At 48.6% G+C, this 25,457-nt stretch carries 15 protein-coding genes and 2 tRNA genes; 11 read left to right on the top strand and 6 right to left on the bottom strand.

The window, feature by feature from the left end; genetic code table 11:
• Positions 1 to 88: 88 nt before the first annotated feature.
• The 4 genes from JT719_RS11105 (at position 89) to JT719_RS11090 (ending at position 5,450) form a co-directional block, all read left to right on the top strand.
• On the top strand, positions 89 to 2,539 hold the full coding sequence (locus JT719_RS11105; protein WP_207433124.1) for a TonB-dependent receptor domain-containing protein: 2,451 nt from the start codon (positions 89 to 91) through the stop codon (positions 2,537 to 2,539).
• A gap of 429 nt (positions 2,540 to 2,968) precedes the next feature.
• Positions 2,969 to 3,595, top strand: a complete 627-nt coding sequence (locus JT719_RS11100; protein ID WP_207433122.1) for a hypothetical protein — start codon at positions 2,969 to 2,971, stop codon at positions 3,593 to 3,595.
• Between the two features lie 756 nt (positions 3,596 to 4,351).
• Entirely contained in the window at positions 4,352 to 4,972 is a 621-nt protein-coding gene (locus JT719_RS11095; protein WP_207433120.1) for a tetratricopeptide repeat protein, read from the top strand.
• 85 nt (positions 4,973 to 5,057) lie between these two features.
• Positions 5,058 to 5,450, top strand: a complete 393-nt coding sequence (locus JT719_RS11090; RefSeq protein WP_207433118.1) for a hypothetical protein — start codon at positions 5,058 to 5,060, stop codon at positions 5,448 to 5,450.
• 98 nt (positions 5,451 to 5,548) lie between these two features.
• Here JT719_RS11090 and JT719_RS11085 read toward each other — a convergent pair whose 3' ends face one another.
• On the bottom strand, positions 5,549 to 6,058 hold the full coding sequence (locus JT719_RS11085) for an RNA methyltransferase (protein ID WP_242693139.1): 510 nt from the start codon (positions 6,056 to 6,058) through the stop codon (positions 5,549 to 5,551).
• A gap of 294 nt (positions 6,059 to 6,352) precedes the next feature.
• Here JT719_RS11085 and mutS point away from each other — a divergent pair, with 294 nt between their 5' ends.
• The 4 genes from mutS to JT719_RS11065 all read left to right on the top strand — a co-directional run bounded on the left by mutS (position 6,353) and on the right by JT719_RS11065 (position 11,456).
• Positions 6,353 to 8,953: a DNA mismatch repair protein MutS gene (mutS, locus tag JT719_RS11080; RefSeq protein ID WP_207433364.1), complete on the top strand. Its 2,601-nt coding sequence runs from the start codon at positions 6,353 to 6,355 to the stop codon at positions 8,951 to 8,953.
• A gap of 518 nt (positions 8,954 to 9,471) precedes the next feature.
• Positions 9,472 to 9,544, top strand: a tRNA-Gly gene (locus JT719_RS11075).
• A 75-nt stretch (positions 9,545 to 9,619) separates the two neighbouring features.
• Positions 9,620 to 9,703: transfer RNA gene (locus JT719_RS11070), tRNA-Leu, on the top strand.
• Positions 9,704 to 9,968: 265 nt separating this feature from the next.
• Positions 9,969 to 11,456 (top strand): YfcC family protein, encoded by a 1,488-nt coding sequence (locus JT719_RS11065; RefSeq protein ID WP_207433114.1) that lies wholly within the window; start codon positions 9,969 to 9,971, stop codon positions 11,454 to 11,456.
• A 44-nt stretch (positions 11,457 to 11,500) separates the two neighbouring features.
• On the opposite strand, the gene JT719_RS11060 is transcribed toward JT719_RS11065, so the two are convergent.
• Both JT719_RS11060 and JT719_RS11055 read right to left on the bottom strand, forming a co-directional pair.
• A complete protein-coding gene (locus JT719_RS11060; protein WP_207433112.1) occupies positions 11,501 to 12,358 on the bottom strand; it encodes a hypothetical protein in 858 nt (285 codons plus the stop codon).
• 253 nt (positions 12,359 to 12,611) lie between these two features.
• Positions 12,612 to 13,004: a VOC family protein gene (locus tag JT719_RS11055; protein WP_207433110.1), complete on the bottom strand. Its 393-nt coding sequence runs from the start codon at positions 13,002 to 13,004 to the stop codon at positions 12,612 to 12,614.
• A gap of 550 nt (positions 13,005 to 13,554) precedes the next feature.
• On the opposite strand from JT719_RS11055, the gene JT719_RS11050 reads away from it, so the two are divergent.
• Positions 13,555 to 14,547 (top strand): GlxA family transcriptional regulator, encoded by a 993-nt coding sequence (locus JT719_RS11050; RefSeq protein ID WP_207433109.1) that lies wholly within the window; start codon positions 13,555 to 13,557, stop codon positions 14,545 to 14,547.
• 177 nt (positions 14,548 to 14,724) lie between these two features.
• Here JT719_RS11050 and JT719_RS11045 read toward each other — a convergent pair whose 3' ends face one another.
• Positions 14,725 to 17,691, bottom strand: coding sequence for a PAS domain S-box protein (locus JT719_RS11045; protein WP_207433107.1), 2,967 nt, complete (start codon positions 17,689 to 17,691; stop codon positions 14,725 to 14,727).
• Positions 17,692 to 18,023: 332 nt separating this feature from the next.
• Here JT719_RS11045 and JT719_RS11040 point away from each other — a divergent pair, with 332 nt between their 5' ends.
• Positions 18,024 to 18,809, top strand: coding sequence for a sterol desaturase family protein (locus tag JT719_RS11040; RefSeq protein WP_207433106.1), 786 nt, complete (start codon positions 18,024 to 18,026; stop codon positions 18,807 to 18,809).
• 127 nt (positions 18,810 to 18,936) lie between these two features.
• Here JT719_RS11040 and JT719_RS11035 read toward each other — a convergent pair whose 3' ends face one another.
• Both JT719_RS11035 and JT719_RS11030 read right to left on the bottom strand, forming a co-directional pair.
• The gene (locus JT719_RS11035) at positions 18,937 to 19,950 is read right to left on the bottom strand and encodes a glycoside hydrolase family 43 protein (protein WP_242693138.1); all 1,014 of its coding nucleotides are present in this window, start codon (positions 19,948 to 19,950) and stop codon (positions 18,937 to 18,939) included.
• Positions 19,951 to 20,148: 198 nt separating this feature from the next.
• A complete protein-coding gene (locus JT719_RS11030; RefSeq protein WP_207433104.1) occupies positions 20,149 to 21,690 on the bottom strand; it encodes an alpha-N-arabinofuranosidase in 1,542 nt (513 codons plus the stop codon).
• Positions 21,691 to 22,362: 672 nt separating this feature from the next.
• On the opposite strand from JT719_RS11030, the gene JT719_RS11025 reads away from it, so the two are divergent.
• A complete protein-coding gene (locus JT719_RS11025) occupies positions 22,363 to 25,440 on the top strand; it encodes a SusC/RagA family TonB-linked outer membrane protein (RefSeq protein ID WP_207433103.1) in 3,078 nt (1,025 codons plus the stop codon).
• Positions 25,441 to 25,457 lie beyond the last annotated feature (17 nt).

The raw sequence follows: 25,457 nt of genomic DNA, 5'->3' as shown, positions 1-25,457 counted from the left end.
TTTGGCATGTGCCTTGTCAAAGGTATAGCACAGACGTTGGTCTGTACGCTACCCTGAATTCCATTATTGATTAACCCTTTATAAAACTATGTCTACACAAAAACTATCTGCCCTGTTCACCTTTTGGCTGGTGTGCTTCGCATCTCTGGTCTACGCCCAAGGGCAGAGATTTGAATTGAAAGGAACCGTTAAAAACTCAAAAGGCGAGGCCTTGGTAGCCGCTAACCTGCAACTGGTGAAAGACAGCAGTCAGGTGCTGGTGAAGGTGGAAGTGTCAGACGTGAACGGGAAGTTCGCTTTCAGTAACATCCCCGCCGGTAAGTACAAACTGATGGCTACGCACTATGACCACGCCATGTACACCTCAGGGGTAATCAACCTGCAAAACCACACCGACTTAGCTAATGTGGTGATGCCAGATAGGGCAGTGGCGCTTAAGGAAGTGAAAATTGAAGCACAAAAGCCTTTTGTGGAGCAACACTTTGATAAAACGGTGCTCAACGTGGAGAACAGTATCTCGGCGGCGGGCAGCACGGTGCTGGAGGTGCTGGAGAAAGCCCCCGGCTTGTCTGTTGACCAGAACGATAACATCAGCATGCGGGGCCGCACGGGCGTGATGGTGATGATCAACGGCAAACGCGTGCCTATGTCGGGTACGGAGCTGGCTACCATGCTGCGCGGCCTCAATGCCAATGATGTGGCTAAAATAGATTTGATCACGAACCCCTCGGCTAAATACGATGCAGCCGGTACTGCGGGCATCATTGATATCAAACTGAAGAAGGATAACAGAGTGGGTACCAACGGTAGCATCACCTCGTCTTTCGGACAGGGCGAGCTGCCCAAAGTGAACCAAGGCCTGCAGTTGAACCACCAGAACAAAGCTCTGAACGTGTTTGGCTCCTATAATTACGTGCACCGCAAAGACTTCAACAAACTGAACCTTTACCGGCAGTTTTACTCTTCCAACGAAGCGCGTTCTTTTGAAGGGGCCTATGACCAGCAGAATCTGTTCAATTTTCAGTTGAACACCCACAACATCCGGACAGGGTTTGACTACAACCTGTCGCCTAAAACTGTGATGGGCGTGGTAGGCAGCCTTTTGTTAGTAGATGTAAACCGGTCGGTGGGCAACCAGGCGAGAGCGTTGGATAATCAATACCAGTACCTCTATTCCTTTTTAACCAACGGCCGCACCAACACCGATAGGGGAAACCAATCCCTGAACCTAAACTTCAAGCATTCCATTGACACCACCGGCCGCGAAATCACCGCTGATGTTGATTATGCCGCGTTTCAGACAAAAGACGACCAAAACTACATTACGCAGTATGAGAACACGACCAGACCAGACTCGGTGCTGCGCGGAAACCTGGACGGAAGCCTGCGCATCTACTCGGCTAAGGTAGACTACACGCAGGCTCTGAAAAGCCTTGGCGCTACCCTGGAGGCAGGGCTTAAGTCCAGCCTGGTAGAGGCAGACAATGACCTGCAGTTCTTTGACCAGACCGAGAGCCGGAATAATTTCCTGGATAGTTTAAGTAATCACTTCCTCTACAAAGAGAACATCAACGCGGCATACGTGAATGTGAACAAGAAATTTGCAAAAGTGAGCCTGCAACTGGGGCTACGGTTGGAGAACACCATCGCCGAAGGCAAGCAGTTAACCAACGGGAAGGAATTTGACCGTAATTACACCCAGTTGTTCCCTAGCGCCTTTGTGGGCTACACCGTTAATGAAAAACATGATGTAGGATTATCGCTCAGCCGCCGGATTGATAGGCCTACGTATAACCAACTGAACCCTTTTGTGTTCTTCCTGGATCCTAGCACCAAAGCCGCCGGAAACCCGTTCCTGCTGCCGCAGATGACGTATTCGTTTGAGTTTACCCACACCTTCCTGCAGAAGTACGTGACCAAACTCAGTTACAGTCGCACCACAGACAATATCATCACTATCCTGTCGCCTGAGCCAGGTACCGGCGAAGGAGAAGAGAACCCGGTGGTGATTCAGCAGGACCGTAACCTGGCTAAATTTGATTACTACGGCTTGAGTGTATCAGTGCCCATTTCAGTGGCCCGGTGGTTTACCAGCACCAATAACCTTCAGGTGTATTATGGCTTGTACCAAGGCAACCTGGCCAATACGAACCTCAGAAACGGAAGACCTTCTTATAGCCTGAACTCCAACAACGCTTTCCAGTTACCCAAAGGCTGGTCTGCCGAGGTGATTGGTGTGTATAACTCGCGGGAAATCTATGGATTCCTGGATATTCAGCCTGTACGCCATCTGTCAATAGGAGTGCAGAAGCAACTGTGGGATAAGAAAGGCAACGTGAAACTGAATGTGGCAGATGTGTTCTATTCTAATAAAACCCGCGCCACTACTACGTTAACGGGTTATTCTGAGAGGTTCTACCAGCGCCGCGATACCCGGGTGGCTACCCTCAGTTTTACGTACCGTTTCGGGAAAAACCAGGCGGCTCCTGCGCGCCGCCGTACCGGTGGGGCAGAGGAGGAGAAACGCCGGGCTGGTTAAAAAAAGGCTTGCTAAAATAGGACAGTCCAAGACGATTTTCGCGCTTGGGCTTTCTTTTTGCCTCAGCTTTAAGTAGAGCTTTACGCCACTCAACCTTGTTAAATTAAACAAATTCCCGGTAGAAAGATATATGGTATTTAGCTCTTTAAAGGACTGTTTATTGTACATAGCCTTTTTAATATTGAACACTACTTGATTAGTTTTTAAAAGTTTTATGTAATAAAAAGAAGTTGTTATATTCTTTGAAGAAACATTTTGCGGGTCCAGAAAACCATATTAAATAGCTTAAAAATAAGTGAAAGAAATGCTGGTTAGCACAGCTATTTTGAAAGTGTACTTATTTAAGTTGAAACCCCTGTAAGAGTTGATTTAAGCTATACAATTAAAAATTATTTGGTGATGTTTAGTTCTGTCTGGAATACCTTGATATTGAGAAAGTCTAAGAAAAGGTTAGAGGTGGTAGGTCAAAGTAAAGAGGATTATTTTGATAGGGTAAACTATGTGCGTACTGTGGCCGGTATGCGCAATGTGTTGACAGACCGCAAAAAGAGTAAAGTAAACACCAATCAAGAGGTGACTTTTAGGGGTTTGAGTTTTGGTGCTACTATTAAAGAAGCAAAAAAGCTTTTAGGGAGACCTGAGCTTCATATAAACAAAGAGCAGGAAGTAGTAGGGCATGAAGTACTTTTCTACTTCTCTTCACTGGGTTCTGTGAAAGTGACGCAGTGCCTTCATTTCTTACATGGTAAATTTATCATGGGGCAGAGCATTGTGAAGACTTCCAATTCAGAGAAGCGTAAAGCGTTCTGTGAATCCATCTTGGAGAAATATGGCGTGAACTTCCAGGATGACCTGACTAACTTAACCGAGGCTTTCCCGGTATGTGATCAGGCTGGCAACCGTATTGAATTGCTTTATGCCTTTGACTTAACCATTACTTATGTAACCGGCGATCCTCAGGTGCTGCCAACTGTAGCCATGGTTCAATCTCCGGAGAGAGCGCGCAGAGCTATGCTGCACAACGCTTTCAGAGAGCGCGTAGTGCAATACGTGTAGCAGGTTAAGTAACTATACATTCCCAAAAAGCCGGGCCTTTTCTCCAACTGGAGAAAAGGCCCGGCTTTTTTTGTTAGCTCTGCGGGCTCTACTTCAATGTTTAGCAAGCCAGGCCTGGGAGTTTGAAATGGGGTGCCCCGCATTAAGCATAGTCCTGCGCTAAGAGTCCTAAGAAAACAATTCTGGAATAATTGTTTCGGTAATCCCTTCTCCATTTTCAACGTGATTTCCTCCTGAGGGCAAAATAATCCCTTTGTGGCAAGTTTCTGAAATCAACCATAATCATGTTTGTTGGTAAGGAATAGGCATTACCGAATCTTGTTTTCAAGACAATGAGGCTAATTGTAATAGAGTATTTAGCGTCTGAAGAAGAGGTTCCTGGCTGAAGTACGATAAGAAAAAGGCAATAAATCTATGCTTTTACCGGAAGGTACCTTTTTGCTGGTACTTAACTTATGTTTCCATATGGCTGATAGCTATCTGTTTTCTATTTTTTATGCCCTGTTTCCTAAATTTTTAGAATAATTTTTGATTTAAAAAGTGCCTTTAAACTCATTTTAAGCCCTTTTTATCGTGAAAAGTTAAACAAATTCATATATTTTTAATATATATCCTTGCTTTAATGAAGTGAGTCGCTATATATTTGTCACATTCTTGTAAGGAATTGACATATTCTATTCTACATAATAGCCTCTATCCTTCCTGAAAAGATAAGCGACATACAGTATAAGTTTAAGTATAAGTAAAGTTAAAAGAATGCAACATATCAGATTGATTCTGTGCATGTTGATGGTGATTGCGTGTTTGCAGGCCAAAGCTTGGCAAGGTACCCCGCCCTCTACTGGAGAGGCGAAGTTGAAGATTAAAGAAGTAACCTTACTGATAAAACAGAACCCGAAGGATGCTCAAGCCTATGCAGATCGGGCAGCGCTTAAAGTGCAGTTGCAGGATGTGTATGGGGCAATCAAAGATTTTTCAGCAGCAGTAACCCATTCATCAGCTGCAAACCCCGCTTTTCTCATTGGTCGTGGGCAGGTTTTCCTGGAGATCGGGGCCTTTCGTGAAGCGCTGAGAGATTTTGATGCTGCCCTCTTGGTGTCTAATTCACAGGATGCCTTGTACGGAAGGGCAGTGGCTAAATACTACCTGGATGATTACTTCGGGGCAATCCGTGATCTGGATGAAGTGATTGCCGTAGCTCCGGCGCACCCCAAAGCTCTTTACAATAGAGGCGTGGTGAAGATGGAGTTAAACCAGCTGGAAGGGGCAATTGCCGACATGAAAGCTTTTCTGGAGTATCATCCCGGGCATCTGGAAGCAGAATCTGGGTTGGCAACTGCTTCTGCCCGGTTAGAAAGACGCTTTGTAAGGCGCTAATCAACTCTCTGGCTATTTCCCCTTGCCCTGCTGTAGGTGCAAACAACATAGTAAAAACGACAATCGACAAAAAAACAAAACAATCATGAAAAACTTTGCCTTGACAATCTGTTTCGTGTGTGCTCTGGTAATGCAAACCCTGGCGCAGGGTGGTTCTGTGGATCCGGCCGTTGAAAAAGCCAGCAATACCGTTTCTCGGCTGATGATGCGGTCAATGGGCCTGAATGAAAGCGAATACCTGGTGGTGCGCACCTTAAATCAGACCCGTTTGGCGAAAGCCGCGGAAGCAGCCAAAATGTACAGCGGCGATACAGAAATGCGGAACGCCCTTCTGAAAGAAATTGAGAGCAACTTTGAGAACGAACTTTTCAAGGTCCTGAACTCTCGCCAGGTAGAAGCCTACAGTGAGTTCAAAGCCAAGCCAGAAGGCAACTTCTTGTCTTTGGTTCAGGAAATGACAAAATCAGCTAAAAACTAAATATTTTGGTTTTAAGAAAGAAGCGAGGCGCATCCCAGATGCGCCTCGCTTCTTTCTGTTTTAAGGTTAGTCAGTGTCTAGCAGCTACCGCCGCGTGATTATAGTTTGCTCAGAAAGACCCACGCCACTACGCCCACCGTCACCGATACATTAAGCGAGTGCTTGGTGCCAAACTGCGGTATTTCCAAAACTCCGTGGGCCGCCTTCACCACTTCCTCTTCCACGCCAAAAACCTCGTTACCGAAAACAAAGGCGTATTTCTCTCCCTCAGCGGGTCTGAAGTCTGAAAGAGAGGTGCTGCCTTCGGCCTGCTCTACGGCCCACACCTGGTAGCCTTGCTTTTTCAAGCCTTCCACCGCTTCTATCGTGGCGGGAACGTGCACCCACTCCACAGATTCTGTGGCGCCCAAAGCCGTCTTATGGATTTCTTTGTTAGGCGGAGTGCCCGTGATGCCGCATAAATAGATTTTCTCCACGGCAAAAGCATCGCCGGTCCTGAACGCCGAGCCTACGTTGTGCAGGCTGCGCACGTTGTCTAACACCAACACCAACGGATTTTTTTGCTTATTTTTGAAGTCCTCCACCGAATCACGTTGGAGTTCTTCCATGCTTAATTTGCGCATATCAGATTAGATTTCCGGCGTAGCCGAATGATGTGCAAAGGTAACACAAAGCAGGGATAGATGGACTTTAGGGGCATTTTTGAGAAAACAACCCGAAAACCGCGCATCAAGGGGAGGGAAGGAGAGCTGTTTTGGGGTTGTTTTCCAGAGAGTAGCCCTAAAACAGAAAGTAGTAAAATGGCTGCGCCGATGTTCTCCCCGGAGACATTGGCCCATCAGCACCTTAAAATTAGCATTTAGACATTGGCCAAATCCGCAGAGTTCAGCGCCACGCCGCTGATGAAACAATACAATGCCATCAAGGCGAAACACCCCGGGGCGCTGCTGCTTTTCAGGGTGGGGGACTTCTACGAAACCTTCGGCGAGGACGCTATCAAGGCCAGTAAAATCCTGGGCATTCTGCTCACCAAACGGGGCAACGGCTCGGCCGCCGAGACGGCTCTGGCGGGATTTCCGCATCACTCCCTGGATACCTACTTGCCCAAGCTGGTGCGGGCCGGCGAGCGCGTGGCCATTTGCGACCAACTGGAAGACCCTAAGACAGTAAAAGGCATTGTGAAGCGCGGCGTAACCGAGCTGGTGACGCCCGGTGTGTCTTTCAACGACCAGGTGCTGGAGCAGAAACGGAACAATTATTTGGCCTCGCTGCACTTCGGGAAAGGACAGCTGGTGGGCATTGCCCTGCTGGATGCCTCCACCGGCGAGTTCCTGCTGGCCCAAGGCGATGCCGGGTACGCCGCCAAACTGCTGCAGAACTTCAGCCCCGCCGAGGTGCTGTTCTGCAAAGGCAAAAAGGAAATGTTCTTCCAGACCTTTGGTGGTGATTTCTGCCATTATGCCCTGGATGAATGGGTGTACAGCTATGAATTCGCGCTGGAGGCCCTCACCAAACAGTTCAACACCACCACCCTGAAAGGCTTTGGCGTGGAGGCGCTCACCGAGGGCATTACCGCCGCCGGAGCCATTCTGCACTACCTAGCCGAGACCCAGCACCACGACCTGCGCCACATCACCGCCCTGGGCCGGTTGGAGGAAGACAGATACGTATGGTTGGATCGCTTCACGGTACGGAACCTGGAGCTGATCTATCCGCAGCACCCCGAGGGCGTGCCTCTGATAGATGTGCTGGATAATACCATCACGCCCATGGGCGGACGTTTGCTGCGCAAGTGGTTGGTATTGCCATTGAAAGATGCGACCCAGATCAGACGCCGCTTGGATACGGTGGAGGCGCTGCAAGCCCGTCCGGAGCTGTTACAGGACATCCACCATTACCTCAAGCAAATCAGTGACCTGGAGCGTCTCATCTCCAAGGTGGCCGTGCGCCGGGTGAACCCCAGGGAATTGCTGCAATTGGCGCGGGCGCTAGAAGCCACGCTGCCTATCAAGGAGCTGTTAGCCGTGAGCGGCGTTCCTGCGTTGCAAAAACTTTCTGACCAACTGCTGCCCTGCGAGAGCATCCGCGACGAGATTCAGAAGATCCTGAAGCCCGATGCACCGGTGCTTACCAATCAAGGCAACATGGTGCAGAACGGCATTGATGCGGAGCTGGACGAGCTGCGGGCCATTGCGTTCTCGGGCAAGGATTACCTGTTGCAGATTCAGCAGCGCGAGGTGCAGAACACAGGCATTTCCAGCTTGAAAATTGCCTATAACAAGGTGTTCGGGTACTACCTGGAGGTGACGCACGCGCACAAAGACAAGGTGCCTACTTCTTGGATACGCAAGCAGACCCTGGTGAACGCCGAGCGCTACATCACCGAAGAACTGAAAACCTACGAGGAGAAAATCCTGCACGCCGAGGACCGACTGTACGTGATTGAGCAGCGCATCTTCAATGAATTGGTGCTGAGCGCCGCTGAGTTTGTGCCGCAGATTCAGCAGAACGCCAAAGCCTTGGGCATGCTGGACTGCCTGGCCAACTTCGCGCAGCTGGCTACCCAAAACGGGTACGTGAAGCCGCAGGTGGACGAGAGCACCGTGTTGAACATCACGCAGGGCCGTCATCCGGTCATTGAAAAGCAGTTGCCGGTAGGTGAGCGCTACGTGCCCAATGACATCAGGCTGGACAACGAGGACCAGCAGATTATCATCATCACGGGGCCTAACATGGCCGGTAAAAGCGCCTTGCTGCGGCAGACCGCTTTGATTGTGCTTATGGCGCAGATCGGGTCGTTTGTGCCCGCCGAGGCGGCGCAGGTGGGCGTGATCGATAAAATTTTTACCCGTGTGGGCGCGTCAGACAACCTGAGTCGGGGTGAGAGTACGTTCATGGTGGAGATGACCGAGACGGCCAGTATCCTGAACAACCTCTCGGACCGCAGCCTGGTGCTCATGGACGAGATCGGTCGCGGAACCAGTACCTATGACGGTATTTCCATTGCGTGGGCTATTGTGGAGCACCTGCACAACGCGCCTAAAGGCCGAGCCAAGACCTTGTTCGCGACGCATTACCACGAGCTGAACCAACTGGCCGAGGATTTCCCAAGGGTACGCAACTTCAACGTGAGCGTGAAGGAGAGCAACGGCAAGATTCTGTTCATGCGTAAGCTGGTGGAAGGCGGCAGTGCCCACAGTTTCGGGATACAAGTGGCCCAAATGGCGGGTATGCCTAACAGCATTGTGCTCCGGGCCAACGAGATCATGCACCACCTGGAACAAGAGAAAATCAGCCATCCGCACCAGGATCCGCAGGAAACGCTTAAGTCTTTGCCTAAGCAGCCGTATCAACTCAGCATGTTTGAGCTCAACGACCCGCAGTTGGTGCGCATCAAAGAAGTTTTCGAGAAGCTGGATATCAACACCATCACGCCTGTGGAGGCGCTCATGAAGCTGAACGAGCTGAAAATGTTGGTGGAAGGTAAGAAGCAGAAAGCCTGAGGAAAAAATTCTGCGCCTGGAAACTTAGTTGTGAGCAAAAGTTGAAATCCGTTTTAGGGCTGCTTTAAAGGAAGAAGCCCTAAAACGGATTTTTTATTTAAGGCTAGTTAGTTATTGTCTTGGAAGGAAAATAAGTCTTGTGATCAGGGTTCGTCAGTAAGGGTAAGGTGTGATGGAGAGAAAGGGGCCTTTTCAGCTTTCAGATTTTAGATTCTGGGCGAAACAGATGCCAAGTGCTAGAGTAATTGAGAAGAAAAATGGTTTTGTGGGAAAATTTCCCCGCTTTCTATCGCTGGGGTTCACCCGTTTTTCTGCGTTATGCCTTTTCTATTTCGGGGCTGAATCCCGAAAAGTAGGTTTAAACCAAATGAGGGCATAAAATTGTTGAAATTTTTCTCCTTGATTTTCAGGGAGAAACTAGAATTGGTGAATTTTTTTTGAGGGGTGCGCTTGACATTAAGAATTTTGTGTATACCTTTGTATCACTAATTCAAACAGCGAGTTAGTCAAAACAAAACGCGAAAGTAGCTCAGTTGGTAGAGCGCGACCTTGCCAAGGTCGAGGTCGCGGGTTCGAACCCCGTCTTTCGCTCAAAACAAAAGACGTTGCCTCGGTAACGTCTTTTGTTTATCTGCCTAGTTCGTTTCCCGCTTGGGAGATGAGGTTGCCGGGATGGTGGAACTGGTAGACACGCAAGACTTAAAATCTTGTGACCATTAGGTCGTGCGGGTTCGATTCCCGCTCCTGGTACAAAAAGCAAGAGGGCTTCTCTAAACAGAGAAGCCCTCTTGCTTTTTGAGCTTATACACTTCGTATACCAATGATAGTCTGCTGGAATGGCTTCCAGGACTTATACTGCAGGCAATCTTAGTCCCTGATCTTGGCTTTGTATGCGCAAACAAGCCTTCAGGAAAGGATCTGTTGCTGTATTGAGGCATTTTCTTTGCCCCAACAGAATCGCTTCTATAGGTATATATTATTACCTATATTTAGGTAGCGAAATACAGGAAAGCTCTTGAAAAACATTCCCCATCCAATCATAATTCTTTCTATTGTCATCGTCTTAGCGGCAGCGGCTACCTGGCTGGTTCCTGCCGGCGTGTATGATAAACTAATGTACGATGGTGGAGATACTTTCCGCTTGGTGCAGCAGGAGAAGCAGATATCCCTGCCGTTCACAGAAAGTACGCTGGATAGCTTGAGAATACCTGCCGAGCTGAAAAGCTTTAAGCAAGGCGAAGCGGGAAAAACTTTGTCGGTGCCGGGAACATTTCACCGGTTGCCTCAGCAGGGGCAGGGTGTTCTGGCAGTACTCCAAGCGCCATTGAAGGGATTTTATGAGACAGTGCAGATTGCGTTGTTCCTTTTACTGATAGGTGGGTTCATCAATGTTTTCTATGCCACTGGAGCCATGGAAAAGGGATTGGCTTCTCTTGCCGACAAAATGAAAGGGCATGAAGGCTGTCTGATTATTGTGTTGACCTTCTTGTTTGCTTTTGGTGGAGCCTCGTTTGGGATGGCAGAGGAAGGTCTGGCGTTTTACCCCATCTTAGTTCCGCTGTTTCTGGCAGCCAGGTACGATTTACTGGTGCCAGTGGCGGTAATCTTTGGTGGTACCCAACTTGGAATGGCAACCGCCTTCAGTAGTCCTTTTTCCACCATTATTGCCTCCGGGGCAGTTGGGGTAGACTGGACCGATGGAATGTACCCCCGTATCGCATTGCTCCTGTTGGCTGCTGCATTTTACATAGTGTATGTGGGCCGGTATGCCAGCAAAGTAAGAAAGAACCCGGCCGCCTCGCTGGTGTTGCGTTATGAGGGAGAGGTAACTTCCATGTATCAAAGCATCTCAGGTGAAAAGTCATCTTTGTCTGGCAGGCATACGCTGCTTTTGGCGCTGTTCCTGGGTACTTTCCTGCTAATGGTGGTAGGGGTTGTTTTCTTCCGTTGGTGGCTGGTAGACATGTCGGCGGTCTTTCTGGTAGCCACCATTCTGGTAGGGCTTATTGCGAAGATGAACGGAAAGGAGTTTCTGGAAAGGTTTATCAAAGGAGCCGAAGGGATGGTGGTAGTTACGTTTATTATTGCCGCGGCAAGAGGCGTTGGGGTTCTCCTGGAAAGCGGCAGCATCAGCGACAGTTTGGTGCACTATCCGGCTCAGGTTATTGGCTATATGCCCCCCGCTTTGTTTGTGCTGCTGTTGATGCTTTTCTTCATGGTCCTGACGTTTTTTATTCCCAGTACCTCAGGAATTGCGGTGGTCACCATGCCTATTATAGGTTCAATGGCTGGAATGGCTGGAGTGCCGGGTAAGGAGGTAGTAAACGCTTATCTTTTCGGGATGGGTATGGCGGGCTACATCATCCCCACTGGTTTGGTGCTGCCTTCCCTTTCTATGGTAGGCATCGGTTTAAGAACCTGGTGGCAGTTTATAAAGCCGGTTCTCCTCTTCCTGTTTGTTCTGTGCAGCCTGTTCCTGGTGGCCGGTGTTTACCTGAGCTAGAAACTTGGCTCCCGCGCTAAGCACCCTGCCTTTGTAGTTACTAATTATTCCCACTTATAGAAATAGAGGCTCACTGCCGCCGCCATGCCTTTCTCGCTTAAAGTGAAGTATCCCGAGTCTGCCGCGGCAAAGGTGACGGCTTCTCCTTGCGGTTCAATCCGGTAGGGCAAGGTTTTGAAATCCTTCAGAAGGAATTCTGCAAGCGGTTCATTTGTCTTCTGCCGATAATGGTACAAGGCAGAGTACGTTTTCACGATGGCTTCTTTCCCATCCCGGGAGATGGCGGCGCTTACCACAAACGGATAAGGGAGATTCCCAACCAACTCAGCAACATTGGTGGACGTGGTAGAATACGGGTAAGATAGTTTATAGATAGCAGACAGGGAGTCTTGTTTGGTCAAGAGGAGAATGTCCTTGGTTTTGGGATCAACCAGGAAAGCTTCGGCATCATGTGACCCGTCAGGATATCTGAAGCGAATGGGGGTGATGTTCTTGACCGTGTCGGTGGAAGGGGAAGGCTCTTTGAACTGGTAGATGGTGTATTCCTGGACTGTTTTGCTGTTGTCGCCAATATCAGCTAAGTAAAGTTGATCGCCCACCAATGCCATGTCTTCCCAGTCCCTGTTTTTGACCCCTTCTATGAAAATAGTTCTGAAAACCCTGCCGCTGTGTTCAAGCAGGAACAGTTGAGTTGGGTTCCCGCTGTCTTCGTGTACCCAGATGTAACCCGAATATGATTTGCTGTCGGCCATGCCTGATGTTTCCTGGATCATGGGAGTAACCGCAATCTTCATCGGCTCAGGGTCAGCAATCTCTTCTGTGAGGTTGTCTTCCAGTTTGCTGCAACTGCTTAACCAGACCTGGAGAACTAAGATAAAGTAAAGGCACACGTTGATTTTCATATTAAAATCTTACCCGATAGTAGGCCTGGAGAGCCGTTCCAGAAGCCGCGGTATTCTGCCTGGCTTGAAGCTAAACTATACTCGCTCCTATTTTGGCTACTACCTGTTTTATAGGTTTCCTTACCAGAGGTTGATCTATAAAGTTATAATAAATACTGGTAAAAGATAATGGATTCATGCGCAGAGAAATTCTCGTTTGAATTCCAGTTATTCGGTAGGCCTCTGTAAATGGCAGAAAGAATTAAGGAAGTCCTTATTCATGGAAGGGGTAAATGATTTCCCAGGAGTGCCCGTCGGGGTCTTGGAAAAGGCCAACAAAGCCCCATGGTTCCTCTTGTCCGGCATTAATCACCTCTGCCCCGGCAGCCTCGGCTCGCTGGAGGAGCCTGGTGACCTCGGTTTTGCTTTCAGTAGTGTGGGTAAGAATACACTCAGAAGCGTTGGGGGGAGAAGCAAGGTGGTTGGGTACGGTTTCTTCCCTAAGGGAGAACGCCAGCGAAACGCCGTTTGCGCCTTCGAAGAGGAGTTGGTCTGAGAAGTCAAAGAGAATGCCCTTGCTGGTGAGGCCTAGCACAGAGCTGTAAAAACTCAAAGATCTTTTCAGGTTGCTTGATGCAAGGGTGATGGTGTTTATTTTGATGTTCATAAGATTACTTGCTGCTTTAAGAGAGAACTGGTTAAAATAAAATCAAAAGAGATGTTTGCTTTGTCCTTAGAAGATTCAACGCCAAACCGACGTTCGCCTTCGTGCCCTGAGCAAGAGGCCCGACTTTTTGGCGAATAGATCATTAGGTCAAAGATGCGTCAGCGGTGTTTCGGGGCTGTTTTTCTCAAAAAGACCCTAAAACGTAGCCTTCCAGAAAAGTGGTTTTTGGCCAGTTCATGGCAGTTTTGAAGTTGCTTTGAAAATTGTGGTGTTGATTAAGCTTCATAAGGATAGCAGTTGTATTGATAGGTTTCCTGAATGTTGTTTTTGGCCTGCTTTGGGTAAAAAGGGCAGAAAACAACCAGGAATGCTCTGCCCGAAAAATTATTTCTGGTTGACTCTCTGATTTTTACAAGCTTTTGCTAACTTGGCAATTGCTAATGAGAGTGTCACAAAGCTAAAATGTTTGGCAATAAAAGAGGGGAGCTTGGCGCGTCAATGAAGAGGGGTATTTGAGACAAAAATAAACTCACCATTAAACCGGAAGAATATGGTACAGCTTGGAGTTATCCTGACCCACCAATACCGGCTGCTGAGTCTGGCGGCTATTCTGGATGTGTTTGAAACCGTCAATGAACTGCGTAAGGCATCGGGGCAACCTCCGGTTTTCCGGATTACGTTGCTGTGCGATGGCGAAGAAGTAAGTGGTGAGGGTTTTGAGAAGTATACTCCCCAGCCTATTGCTCAAACGCCGCCGCAGGACTTGGTTCTTGTGCCTGCGTTTGCGTCAGAGAATATTCTGCAGGCGGTGCAAAGCAATGCCCGTTTTCTGCCCTGGCTGCAACGGCAGCGTTCTATGGGGGCAGAAATAGCCAGTTTCTGCACAGGGGCTTTCCTGCTGGCGGCATCCGGGTTATTAGACGGTAAAAAGGCTACCACGCACATCCGGGCCACCACTACCCTGGCTTCCTGCTTCCCCCAGGTGCAGGTGCAGCCTGAAGCCGTGGTGACACAAGACAATGGCGTGTTCACCAGTGGCGGAGCCACCAGCAGCTTTCATCTCATGCTGCGGCTTATCCAGCTTCATTGCGGACAGGAAATGGCGGTACAAATAGCCAAGTACTTCGCCATTGACATGGACCGCACCCAGCAAGCCTGCTTTGACACGTTCAGCCCCAGCCAGAACCATGGTGACGCATTGGTAGCCAAGGCCCAGAAGCTCATAGAGTCTGATTACAGCCGTTTGGGTTCACTGGAGGAGATTATGGAAGAGATTCCAGCCAGCCGCCGCAACATCGTTCGCCGGTTCAAGCAAGTTACGGGCATCACACCCATTGCCTATCTGCAGAAAGTGCGAATGGAAGCCGCTAAAAAGCTGCTGGAGCAGACCGATCAGCCTATTCTGGATGTCATGCTGCAGGCCGGGTATAATGATTTGAAAGCTTTCAGGCAGTTGTTCAAAAAGAGCACCGGTTTACCACCCAAGGCTTACCGTGAAAAATTCAGCGGCAGCAGGAAAGTGTCAATGCCTGTGCCTGTCTGATGGCATAAGATACCTTGAAGCAGTGAGTCCTGTTTCCAGTGTGTTTTAGCTACAATGGGCTGGAAACACCAACGCTGTTTTGTAGCAGAGGCCTGTTTTTAGGTAGTTGCCCCTCGTGGTTGAATTTATATCCTGAGCCAAGAGGCAAGGGCAAGGTGATTGCCGCGGAAGGCCTGTTTACCTTTCGTTCTCTGCCATTTCTGGGAGCAGACTTGGGACTGACTGCTGGTCTTCAAACTCAATGATGAACTGAGTGCCTTGGTTTACTGCGCTCTGAATATCAATCTTGCCGCCTAAGGTTTCTACCTGAGTTTTCACCATGAACAGGCCCATGCCTTTGCCATCGGTATGGAAATGGAAGCGCTTGTACAGCCCAAATACCTTCTGTTTATGCTGGTCCAGGTCAATGCCCAAGCCGTTGTCCTGGAAAGAAATAGTGATTCTTCCGTCTCTTCTTGCAGCTGAAATCCGGATGATGGCTCTCTGGGAAGGCTGCCGGTATTTGATGCTGTTTGAGATCAGGTTAGAGAAAATGCTGTGCAGGTAACTCTTGATGGTGTACATGTGCCTCAGATCAGAGAAATCTGTCAGGATGGAGACATCTTCCCTGGAGAGTTGGCTGGCGGTCATGGATTTGATGTCTTCCACCAGTTGCTCCAGGTCAATGATCTCTTTCTTTTCATTAACCTCCTGCCTGATCTGCAGCACATTGCTCAGGTCTTTGATAACATTGTCCAGTTTCTCCACTGAGGTTTCCAGACCTTCCAGCGATTTCTGGTAGGTGGGGGTGTCTGGCGTGAGAGTACGAATCAGGTGGGAGAGGCCCATGATGTTGGCCACCGGGGCACGCAGATTATGGGAAACAATGTAAGCGAACTGCTCCAGGTCTTTGTTGCGTTGCAGCAAATCAGATGTGATGCGCTCATTCTCCAGTTGAGCCAGGCGTTCTTTGGTGACATCATGGGTGATGCCGGTAAGCTGGTAAGGCTTTCCATCCTGGTCAAGCTTTACCTTGAACTCATTGTAGAGGTATCTGAGGGTACCGTCTTGGCGGATGATGCGGTAATTGAATTTATAGGATTTGCCGGCCACCCGCGGCGACTCTGTTAAAATCCCTTTCACCCGGGCGGCGTCTTCTGGGTGTACAAACTTCAGGAACTGGTCAAGACAGGCCTTGGTCTCTGATGGGGTGGTGCCTAAAATGCGGTAAATTTCATCAGACCAGACATCGGTCTGGTCTTCCAGGTTGAATTCCCAGCTGCCCAGGTGTGACAAGGTTTGGGCCTCTTTGAGGCGGGCTTCGCTTTTTTCCAGTTTTTCCACGGCAAGCAACAAGGCTTCCTGGCTGTCTTTCTTGGCAGTGATATCCCACCTGATCACCAGGAACTGGTAAGGCGTTCCGGCCTCGTCCAGAATAGGGACAATGGTGGTTTCGGTCCAGTAGTAAGTGCCGCTTTTTGCTTTACTCTTGATTTCGCCTTTCCAGATTTTTCCTCTGGAGACGGTTTGCCATATCTCATGGAAGAATGCTTCTGAATGGAAGTCTGGCCGGGTGATGCGGTAGTTTTGGCCTATGAGCTCTTCCTTGCTGTATTCAGAGATAGTGCAGAAGTTATCGTTGGCATAGATGATGTAGCCCTCTTTGTCTGTGATGGCCACAATGGAGGATTGGTCCAGGGCATACTTGTAGTCAGAGATCTCCTTGATTCTTTCGGCCACGCTTTTCTCCAGTGAGAGGTTGAGGCTTTTGATCAGTTCGTCGGCTTTCTTTTTCTCGGTGATATCTATAAAGGCAGCCACCAGGCGCTCTTGTCCGTCCAGGTTCACCAACTCGGCATGAACGGAAATGTGGCGTATCTCGCCGGTTACGGTTCTGGCTTCTATTTCAAAAGATCTAACGGTTCCCTGGTTTTGCAGGTCTTTGATAAGGGTGGCACGTGCTTCCGGGCTCTTCCATAGGTTCAGCTCAGTGCTGGTTTTGCCAATGACTTCTTCTTTCGTGTAACCAAAGAACCGGGTGCAGTTTTCATTCACGTCCAGGAAGATGCCCGTGTTGGCCTCTGAGATGGACTTCATGATGGGGCTCTTGTAGAAAATGGTTGAAAACAGAGCCTCGCTTTCTCTCAGTTTTTTCTCTGCCAGTTTACGTTGGGTGATGTCTTCAAACGCCAATAGCAGGCATTCAGAACCGTTCAGAAGAACCTTGTCAATGTTATAGGCAACATGCTTGATGCCCTTGGCGCTTCTAACCTGCGTCTCAAACCCCCTCACCATCTTTTCCTGGGCTGCCTGTTCCATCATGCGCTCCCTGGCGGTAGGATCAAGAAACATTTCTAAGTCTTCGGCGGTGCTGCCAATGACTTGGTCCCGCGTGTGTCCAAAGAAGTTCAGGGCATGTTCATTGGTGTCCAGGACTCTGCCCGATGGAACATCCACTATAGCCAGCATAATGGGGCTTTTGTAGAACAGGTTGGAGTAGAGTTGTTCTTTTTCCTTAAGAATGGCGGCTGCCTTGTTTCTGCTCTGTAGGTTTTTATAGATAAACCAGTAAGTGCTCAGGAAGAAGATGAACATAAACCCAGAGAAGGTCACAAAGGTGCCCAGCATCTCCTCTGACTGGTTTGTAGAGGTGTCATCGGTGAGGTGAAGATTATCCCTTTCCTTTTCTTCCACCAGATGCACCAGTGTCTTGATGGTATCTAGCCTGCTTCTCAGTTTGGCCTTGTTTGTAGATATAGCAGCAGTGTCCCTGGAGTTTTCTCTTGTACTGGAAACAAGCTCTTCTGCCGTTGGTACAAGGTTCTGGGCCAGTTGTGATACTTTATTGATGTAGCTGATCTGGGTGCGGTCAGTGACCTGAGCCTGTTGCAAGCTTTGCAGGTGCTTGGGGTAAAGCGCCAATGCCTGCGTGTACTGCTGTAAGGCACTCGTTTGTTTGTCTTCAGAATAGGTGATAGCCCCCTGCTCCATGTCCTGCAGGTTGTTATACAGTTCTTCAACAGACTTTAAAACCTGTAAGGAAATCTTCTCCTGGGCATTGCGGGTATGGTTTTCCTTTAGGTTCAGGTACGCAAGCGTGGTTAGAAATACCAGGCTCAGAAAAGCAGTAAGGAAAGCCCCAAAAAGTATACGCTGGATATGCATGGGTAAGTAAGCGAAAAGAGACAGGATAAGGGTAGGACTTATCTTTTACTTGTCTGTGGCGAAGTTTCCTGTAAATTATTGGTTGAAGTGAGGGATCTTCTTGAGTTACTGTAGCTTGTTTGATAATTCTACAAAGTTAAACTTATAAAGTACAACAAACTAACTTTGTCATTATTGTTATAAGTAGTATAAATTCTTTCTTCAGGAGAAAATTTAAGCTGTAAACTCCATGACACTGGTAAACAGACTTGGGGTAAACTTATTTAAGGGGAAGAAACGTTCCGTTACTGACTGATCTTAATTTACTTGGTATATTCATGGGGCAATCTCAGATGAATGCACAGTTTTGGTTTTTCTATGCCGTTTTGGCTGCCCGGTACTTGTTTATTGCGGGAGCGGCGTACCTCATTTTCTACACCTTCTTGCCGCAGCGGTTTGCCAGCCGGAAGATTCAGGCGCTTTTCCCTAAGCAGAAGGACTATGCCCGGGAAGTGGGGTATTCCTTTTTCACTTTCCTGGTTTTTGCCTTGTACGGAGTGGTGCTTTCCTCCAATTGGGTGAAGCCTTATACCAGAATTTATACAGATATTTCAGAGTTTGGCCTGGCGTATTTTGGGCTGAGTGTGGTAATGGCGCTGGTGATCCATGATGCGTATTTCTACTGGACCCATCGGTTCATGCACCATCCCCGCTTTTTTAAGTTGTTTCACTTAACGCACCATAAATCAGTGAATCCTTCACCGTGGGCGGCTTTCTCTTTCAGCCCATTGGAGGCGATTGTGGAGGGAGGGATCATCTTTGTGGTGGCGATGCTCATTCCCATTCATCCCTTGGCCATTGTACTGTTTCTGTTTTTCATGACCGTGTACAATGTGTATGGCCATCTAGGGTATGAGATTTATCCGCAATGGTTGGTCAACAGCCGCCTGGGGAAATGGCTGAACACTTCCACTAACCATAACATGCACCACAAGTTCTTCAAAGGGAATTACGGCCTGTACTTCCGGTGCTGGGACGAATGGATGGGCACCACCCACGCTAAATATGAGGAGACGCTCAACAAGCTGGTAAGTAAGAAAAAAGAAAAGAAGCCTTTGGAAATGGCAGATGCCCCCTGACAATCCAGGGCATCATGCCAAAGCCTCTGAAATGAAACAGCCTCGCAGATAATACCTGCGAGGCTGTTTTTTTGCCCTTTCCTGAAAATCAGGTCAGAAACGGATCTATGTTTACTGGTGCTTGGGCTTATTTGACGGGCTTAATCCCTTCAGAAGTCATGACCACGCGCTTCATGGTGCCGTCTTTGTTGTAATCAAGTCTGTCAATGCAAACCGATCGCCGGAAGCTTCCACCCTCAGGCTGAATAGCGCCGTTATGGTAGATAAAATAGCTTTTCCCTTTGAAATCAATGATGGCCTGGTGATTGGTGTTGGAGTTGCCGACCAGTTCGTTCAGGATGCCTTTGTATTCCCAGGGGCCTTCAATGCTCTTGCTCATGGCGTAGGCGGTTTTCTCCGGGAACTGGTAGGCATAAGATAAATAGTAATTGCCATTGCGCTTGTGCACCCAGGGTGCCTCCGTGAAATGGGGCAGTTTAATGGTTTTGATGGGGCCATCCAGCTCAATCATGTTCTTCTTGAGCTTGGCGTAATGCAGCGTGGTGTTTCCCCAGAAGATGTATGCTTTGCCATTGTCATCAATAAACACCGCAGGGTCAATGTCATCCCAGCCAATGGAGACATCGGTGGTCATGTTGTTGGTGATGAGTGCTGACCCAAGGGCATCCTTGAAAGGACCAGTCGGGCTGTCAGACACGGCCACACCAATGGCTTTGCCGGGTATGGTAGCGTGTTCTACCGTGGAAAACCAATAAAATTTGCCATCCCGCTCCACCACGTGAGAAGCCCATGCCTCACCTTTGGCCCAGGCAAAGTCTTTGGCCCGCAACGGTACTTTGTGTTCTGTCCAGGTGACCAGGTCTGGGGAGGAAAATACCAGCCATTCGTTCATGACGTAGCCTTCCCGTCTGGCAGGGGCCTCATCATGCCCGGCATACAGATAAACCTTGTCTTTGTACACCAGGGCAGCCGGGTCTGCGGTATACTTATGCGTGATAATAGGATTGCTGGTAGCCTTGAACACCGTGTCTGCGGGAGTAAAAGGGTTAGCTGCCGCGGAGCTCATTCCCAGGAGAGCGCCAACCCCGGCAGCCAGCATGCTTTTAGGTAGGTTATTCAAAAGATATGCAAGTGTGCTCATGCTTCAAAGGATAAAGAAAGAATAGCTTTTGCTGTGAGGTGCTCCGGAGTGGAGGAAGAATCCCGCTAATTAGGTAGAAAAGCTGTTTTGGGCCTGTTTTTAGGAAGACAGGCCCAAAACAGCTTATTAATTCATCTGCTTAAAACCAGGAAGCCTGGTGAGCAGGGTAGGTGGCCTTTGGGTTAGATACGGAAACGATTACTTCATTTCCAGCACCACCACCGAGAATGGAGGAAGCTCTACATTCAGGGTTTTACCTTTCAGTTTGGCTCCTTTGAAAGCGACTGGCTGAATGAGGTTTGGTTTGTCAAAGGTATTGTGGTCCTGCAAGGTCTTGGAGGTAAGAATCCGTCCGGATACCGACTTGTAGTTTGCCCCTTCAATATTCACTGAAACCTCCTGCTTTTTCTTGCTGTCAATGTTCACCAGAGAAACGTGGGTAACGCCATTCTTGTCTTTAGAGGCAGAACCGTTCACGGCGGTAAGTTTCTCATTGCCCAAGGTGTAGTCTGTGCTTTTCACCGTAAGTGGTAGGTAAGTAGCGTCCTGGTGCACATTGTACATCTCCATGACGTGGTAAGTAGGCGTGAGCAGCATTTTTTCTTCTTCGGTTAAGATAACGGCCTGCAGCACGTTCACCATCTGGGCCAGGTTGGCCATGCGTACGCGGTCTGAGTGGTTGTTGAAGATGTTCAGGGTAGAGCCGGCAATCATGGCATCGCGCATGGTGTTCTGCTGGTACAGGAAACCTGGGTTGGTGCCTGGCTCCACTTCATACCATCCGCCCCACTCGTCAACAACCAAGGCAATCTTCTTCTCTGGGTCATATTTATCCATGATGGCAGAATGCTTCTGGATAAGCTCATCCATGAACAGCGCCTGCTTCATGGTGGAGAAATACTGCTGCTCATCAAATTTCACCGATGGTCCCTTCTTATCCCAGTTGATCACAGAGTAATGGTGGAGAGCCACGCCCTCAATCAGGTTTTTAGGGATGATCTTCATGAGGGCCTCGGTCCAGTTGTAGTCCGCGGAGTTAGCGCCGGAGGCAATCCTGAACAGGCCGCCTGAGTTACCCCAGTCTGAGACAAAGGTGGCGTACTTGCGGTACTCGTTGGCGTAGTACTCAGCGGTCATGTTGCCGCCGCAGCCCCAGGCCTCGTTGCCAATGCCCCAGTACTTCACTTTCCAGGGTTTCTCCCGGCCGTTTTTCTTGCGCAGGGCAGACATAGGGCTCACGCCGGCAAAGTTGACGTACTGCACCCAGTCGGCTAGTTCCTGTACTGCGCCGCTGCCCATGTTGCCGGCCAGGTAAGGCTCGGTGCCCAGCAGTTCGCACATGTTCAAAAAGTCGTGCGTCCCGAAACTGTTATTCTCGGTTACGCCTCCCCACCAGGTGTTCACAATAGTAGGGCGCTGGTCTTTAGGCCCGATGCCATCCTTCCAGTGGTAGGTATCGGCAAAGCATCCGCCGGGCCAGCGCAGGTTAGGTATTTTCAATTTTTTCAAAGCGTCTACCACATCGTTTCTTACCCCGGCCGTGTTGGGGATTTTGGTGTTGCTTTCCCCCACGTAGATTCCGCCATAAATACAGCGGCCTAAATGCTCGGCAAAATGCCCGTAAATGTGCCGGCTAATGGTTCTGGTAGAGGTGGCAGGTACCGTGAGGGTGGCAGTACTTTGCCCATAAGACCCTAAGGCAATTAAAAAGAGCAAGGAACTTAAGATTGCGTTCTTCATACTTATGGTTGGTTTTATAGGTGTTCTGCTAGAAGAATTTGAAAGTGAAAGATATTTTTTGAAAAACTTTGCAATAAATATAAGTGTATTTATTACATTTATACAACCAAATTTTAACTTTAAGAAAAGAAACAGTCAAAGAGTTGAAAAATGGGGCTGCAGAAGAGGCTCAGACCTGTCTGGCCAACACAGCAGATACTAAACCACCAACTGGCCCTGAGCGTCAGAGCCAACAGACAGCTCCCCGGTGGGGTGGAAGATAAAACCCGGAGAAAGTAGGACACCTGATTTCTCTATATAATATAAGGTGTGAACCGATGAATCTGCCACAACCCAGATAAGGCTATAGCAGAGGTGATTTGACAAAGCTTCAGCAGAGGCTATTGTAATAGAAAGGAGTTTCTTTCTGAAGGCGTTTGCCCTCATGATTTACCAGGCACACATGCCCCCTGTGCCTGAACAGAGAGCCTATGTAAAGACCAATTGCTGGTTTTTTAACAAAATGATTCTGTAGAAATTTTTTACCCCTTGTTTGTTGCTAAAAAAATAAAACAGGGATACATTTATGAAAAATTGATAAATGTAAATTTAACACTTAATATTGCGCTCTACTCTTCTTGAGTCCTGGTGATCTAAGTTGAACACACAATCTTTATCTATAATCATAATCCTATGCAGCAAGTATTACTAATTAAGAAAGGGTGGATAGTGGTGCTCTTTCTATTGTATGCCTCAGTAACGCAGGTGGCAGCGCAAGGCCTAACCATTAAGGGGAAGGTCTCTGATGCGAGTGGGGCAGGATTGCCAGGAGCTTCCGTTGTGCTGAAAGGTACCAATATTGCTTCCGCTACAGACGTGGATGGTAACTACAGTTTAAGTGTGCAAAGTGGTACAGGAACTCTGGTAGTGTCTTACATAGGTTTTCTGCCCAAAGAAGTGGCTATCAACAACCAGACGGCCATCAACATAACTCTGGAGGCAGACGCCAAATCTTTAGATGAAGTAGTAGTGGTAGGCTACGGTACCCAGCGCAGAGCAGATATTACGGGTTCTGTTGCCGTGGTAGATGTAGCCGATATGAAGAAAGTATCCACTAATGATGTGGGTAACATGCTTCAAGGCAGAGTAGCCGGGGTAAGTGTAAACACCGATGGGCAACCAGGGGCCTTTCCTCAGGTTAGAATCAGAGGGTTAGGCACGTTTGGTAACTCAGATCCTCTTTATGTGATTGACGGGGTGCCAATTACGGGTGTTCCCCGCGATTTCAACCCAAATGATATTGAGTCAATGCAGGTGCTGAAAGATGCTTCTGCCGGGGCTATCTATGGGTCACGGGCTGCCAACGGAGTAGTCATCATTACTACCCGTCAGGGTAAGAAAGAAACCCCGCTGCAGGTAGAATATAACGGATATTATGGAATAGACCAGGTATGGCAGAAAATGCCGGTAACTAATCGGGCTAACTATCAGACCTTGAACAATGAGTCTCGTCTGAGATCAGGAACCAAACCGCTTGCTCCAGCCAATGACCCTAATAATTCCAGGTATGTCAACAATATTGACACAGACTGGCAGGAAGAGGGGCTGAAAACCGGAAATCGGCAGAACCACAACATCAACTTATCGGGTGGTGGTACTTCCAGTACCTATAATATCTCACTGGACTACTTCGGGAACGAAGGTACCTATGTAGGGAACGGCCCAAGCTATGAGCGGTACACGGCCCGGGTAAATACCACTTTAGAGAAAGGTATTTTCAAGTTCGGTCAGTCTTTGTTCTATGCCAGATCACACGAAAATGGATTAGTAACGGCCGATGGGGTTTTGGCCGGTGGCAGACCCCCGTTGATCAATGATTTAGTGATTGCCATCCCAACCATGGCGGTGTACGATCCGGCCAATGAAGGGGGCTTTGGCGGTACTTTGCAGGAAAGAGAAGATGCTATCTCTCTTAACGGTATTGGCTACAATAGCTTGATCAAAAGCACCACCGATGTAGACCGCATCTTTGCCAGTGGCTACGGAGAATTGCAATTGCTGAAGAAAGCAAACCATAACCTGAAATACAGGTTGAACCTGAGCCACGACGTGGTGACTGCCCGGGATAAGTCCTTCATCCCTACCTTCAACTTGGGTTACTTCTTCCCCAACGCCATTGCCCGCCTGAATGACAACTCAAGAAGATACCAAAGCACTTTGATTGAGAATACCCTGAACTATGAGGCTACTCTGGGCAGAAGCACTCTGGCGGTATTGGTAGGCCAGATGTACCAAACCGAAAACGGAGTATTCAGACAAGGCTATGCCGAAGGGTTCACCAAGCCTTATTACCCAGTGCTGAGCAACGGTGCTGTAAGTACCTCTTCGGGCACAGAAGACGCGCACGTGCTTTCTTCTTACTTAGGTAGAGTGAACTACAGTTTTGATGACAGATACCTGTTAACGGCTACCATGAGAAGAGATGGTTCATCGCGCTTCTCTCCGGTAAACAGATACGGGTACTTCCCTTCACTGGCCCTTGGCTGGAAATTAACCAACGAATCTTTCTTCACGTTGCCCAAGACCATTATCTCTGATCTGAAAATCAGAGCAAGCTGGGGTAAACTAGGAAATGAGAACATTGGTAACTACCGCTATCTGCCTGCCATCAACTCCAATGTGGTGTACACTTTCAACAATGGAGAGAGAGTTTTGGGTGGCTTGCAGACAAGTGTGGTAGATGAATCCATCAAATGGGAAGAAAAAACCACCTCTAACGTAGGGTTTGATGCCGTTCTCTTTGAAGGTAAAATAGATTTCTCTGCCGAGTACTACTACAGCAAGAGTGAAGACGTGTTGGTGGATATTCCAATCCCGGCTTCAGTAGGTTCTGTAAATTCGAGCTTGTTGGTAAACGCCGGAACGCTGGTGAACAAAGGATTTGAATTTACCGCGGGTTATAACCAAACCATTGGCGACTTCCAGTTTGGGGTTTCAGCTAACTTCACCACCCTCAAAAACGAGGTATTGAGCTTGGGAACCAATGTGAACTCAAGATTGGGCGTGGGTTCTATCACCGAGATTGGTGGTGAGGTAGGGCGCCATTACGGCTGGTTGGTAGACGGTATCTTCCAGTCTCAGGAAGAGATTGACAACCATGCTTTCCAAAAGCCAGGTACCTCTCTTGGCGACTTGAAATTCCGTGATATCAGCGGACCAGAAGGTACGCCAGATGGCATCATTGATACCTATGACCGCACATACCTGGGCAGCGGTATTCCTAAATACACTTACGGCTTAAACTTCAACGCTTCTTACAAGGGCTTTGACTTGACCATTTTCGCCTCCGGTAAAGGTGGTTACCTGATCAACAGCAGACTGTACAGAACCTTGATGCACACCGGTGGCGATGACAACTGGCACGAGGATATCCTGGACCGTTGGACTTCCACCAATACCGATACCAACATCCCGCGCCTGATCTGGACAGACCCTAATGAAAACGGTAGAGATTCTAACAGAGAAGGCTGGTTGCAGGATGGTACGCACCTGCGCATCAACACGGTTTCTCTGGGATACAACTTCAAGCCAGGCTTTGTAAAAGGGATTGACAAGGCGCGGGTGTATCTAACAGGCCAAAACCTCTACACTTTCCAGAAATACAAAGGCTACAATCCAGATTTCACGGCTGGAGTGTTTGAGCCTGGCTTTGACAATGGCTCTTTCCCAAGACCTAGGACTGTCATGTTGGGTGTTCAAGTTGGCTTCTAGTCCTAGCAATTCAGGTT

Source organism: Sabulibacter ruber (genome assembly GCF_017355955.1).
GTDB classification, from domain to species: Bacteria; Bacteroidota; Bacteroidia; order Cytophagales; family Hymenobacteraceae; genus Nibribacter; species Nibribacter ruber_A.
This window is presented reverse-complemented; position numbering and strand designations above follow the sequence as displayed.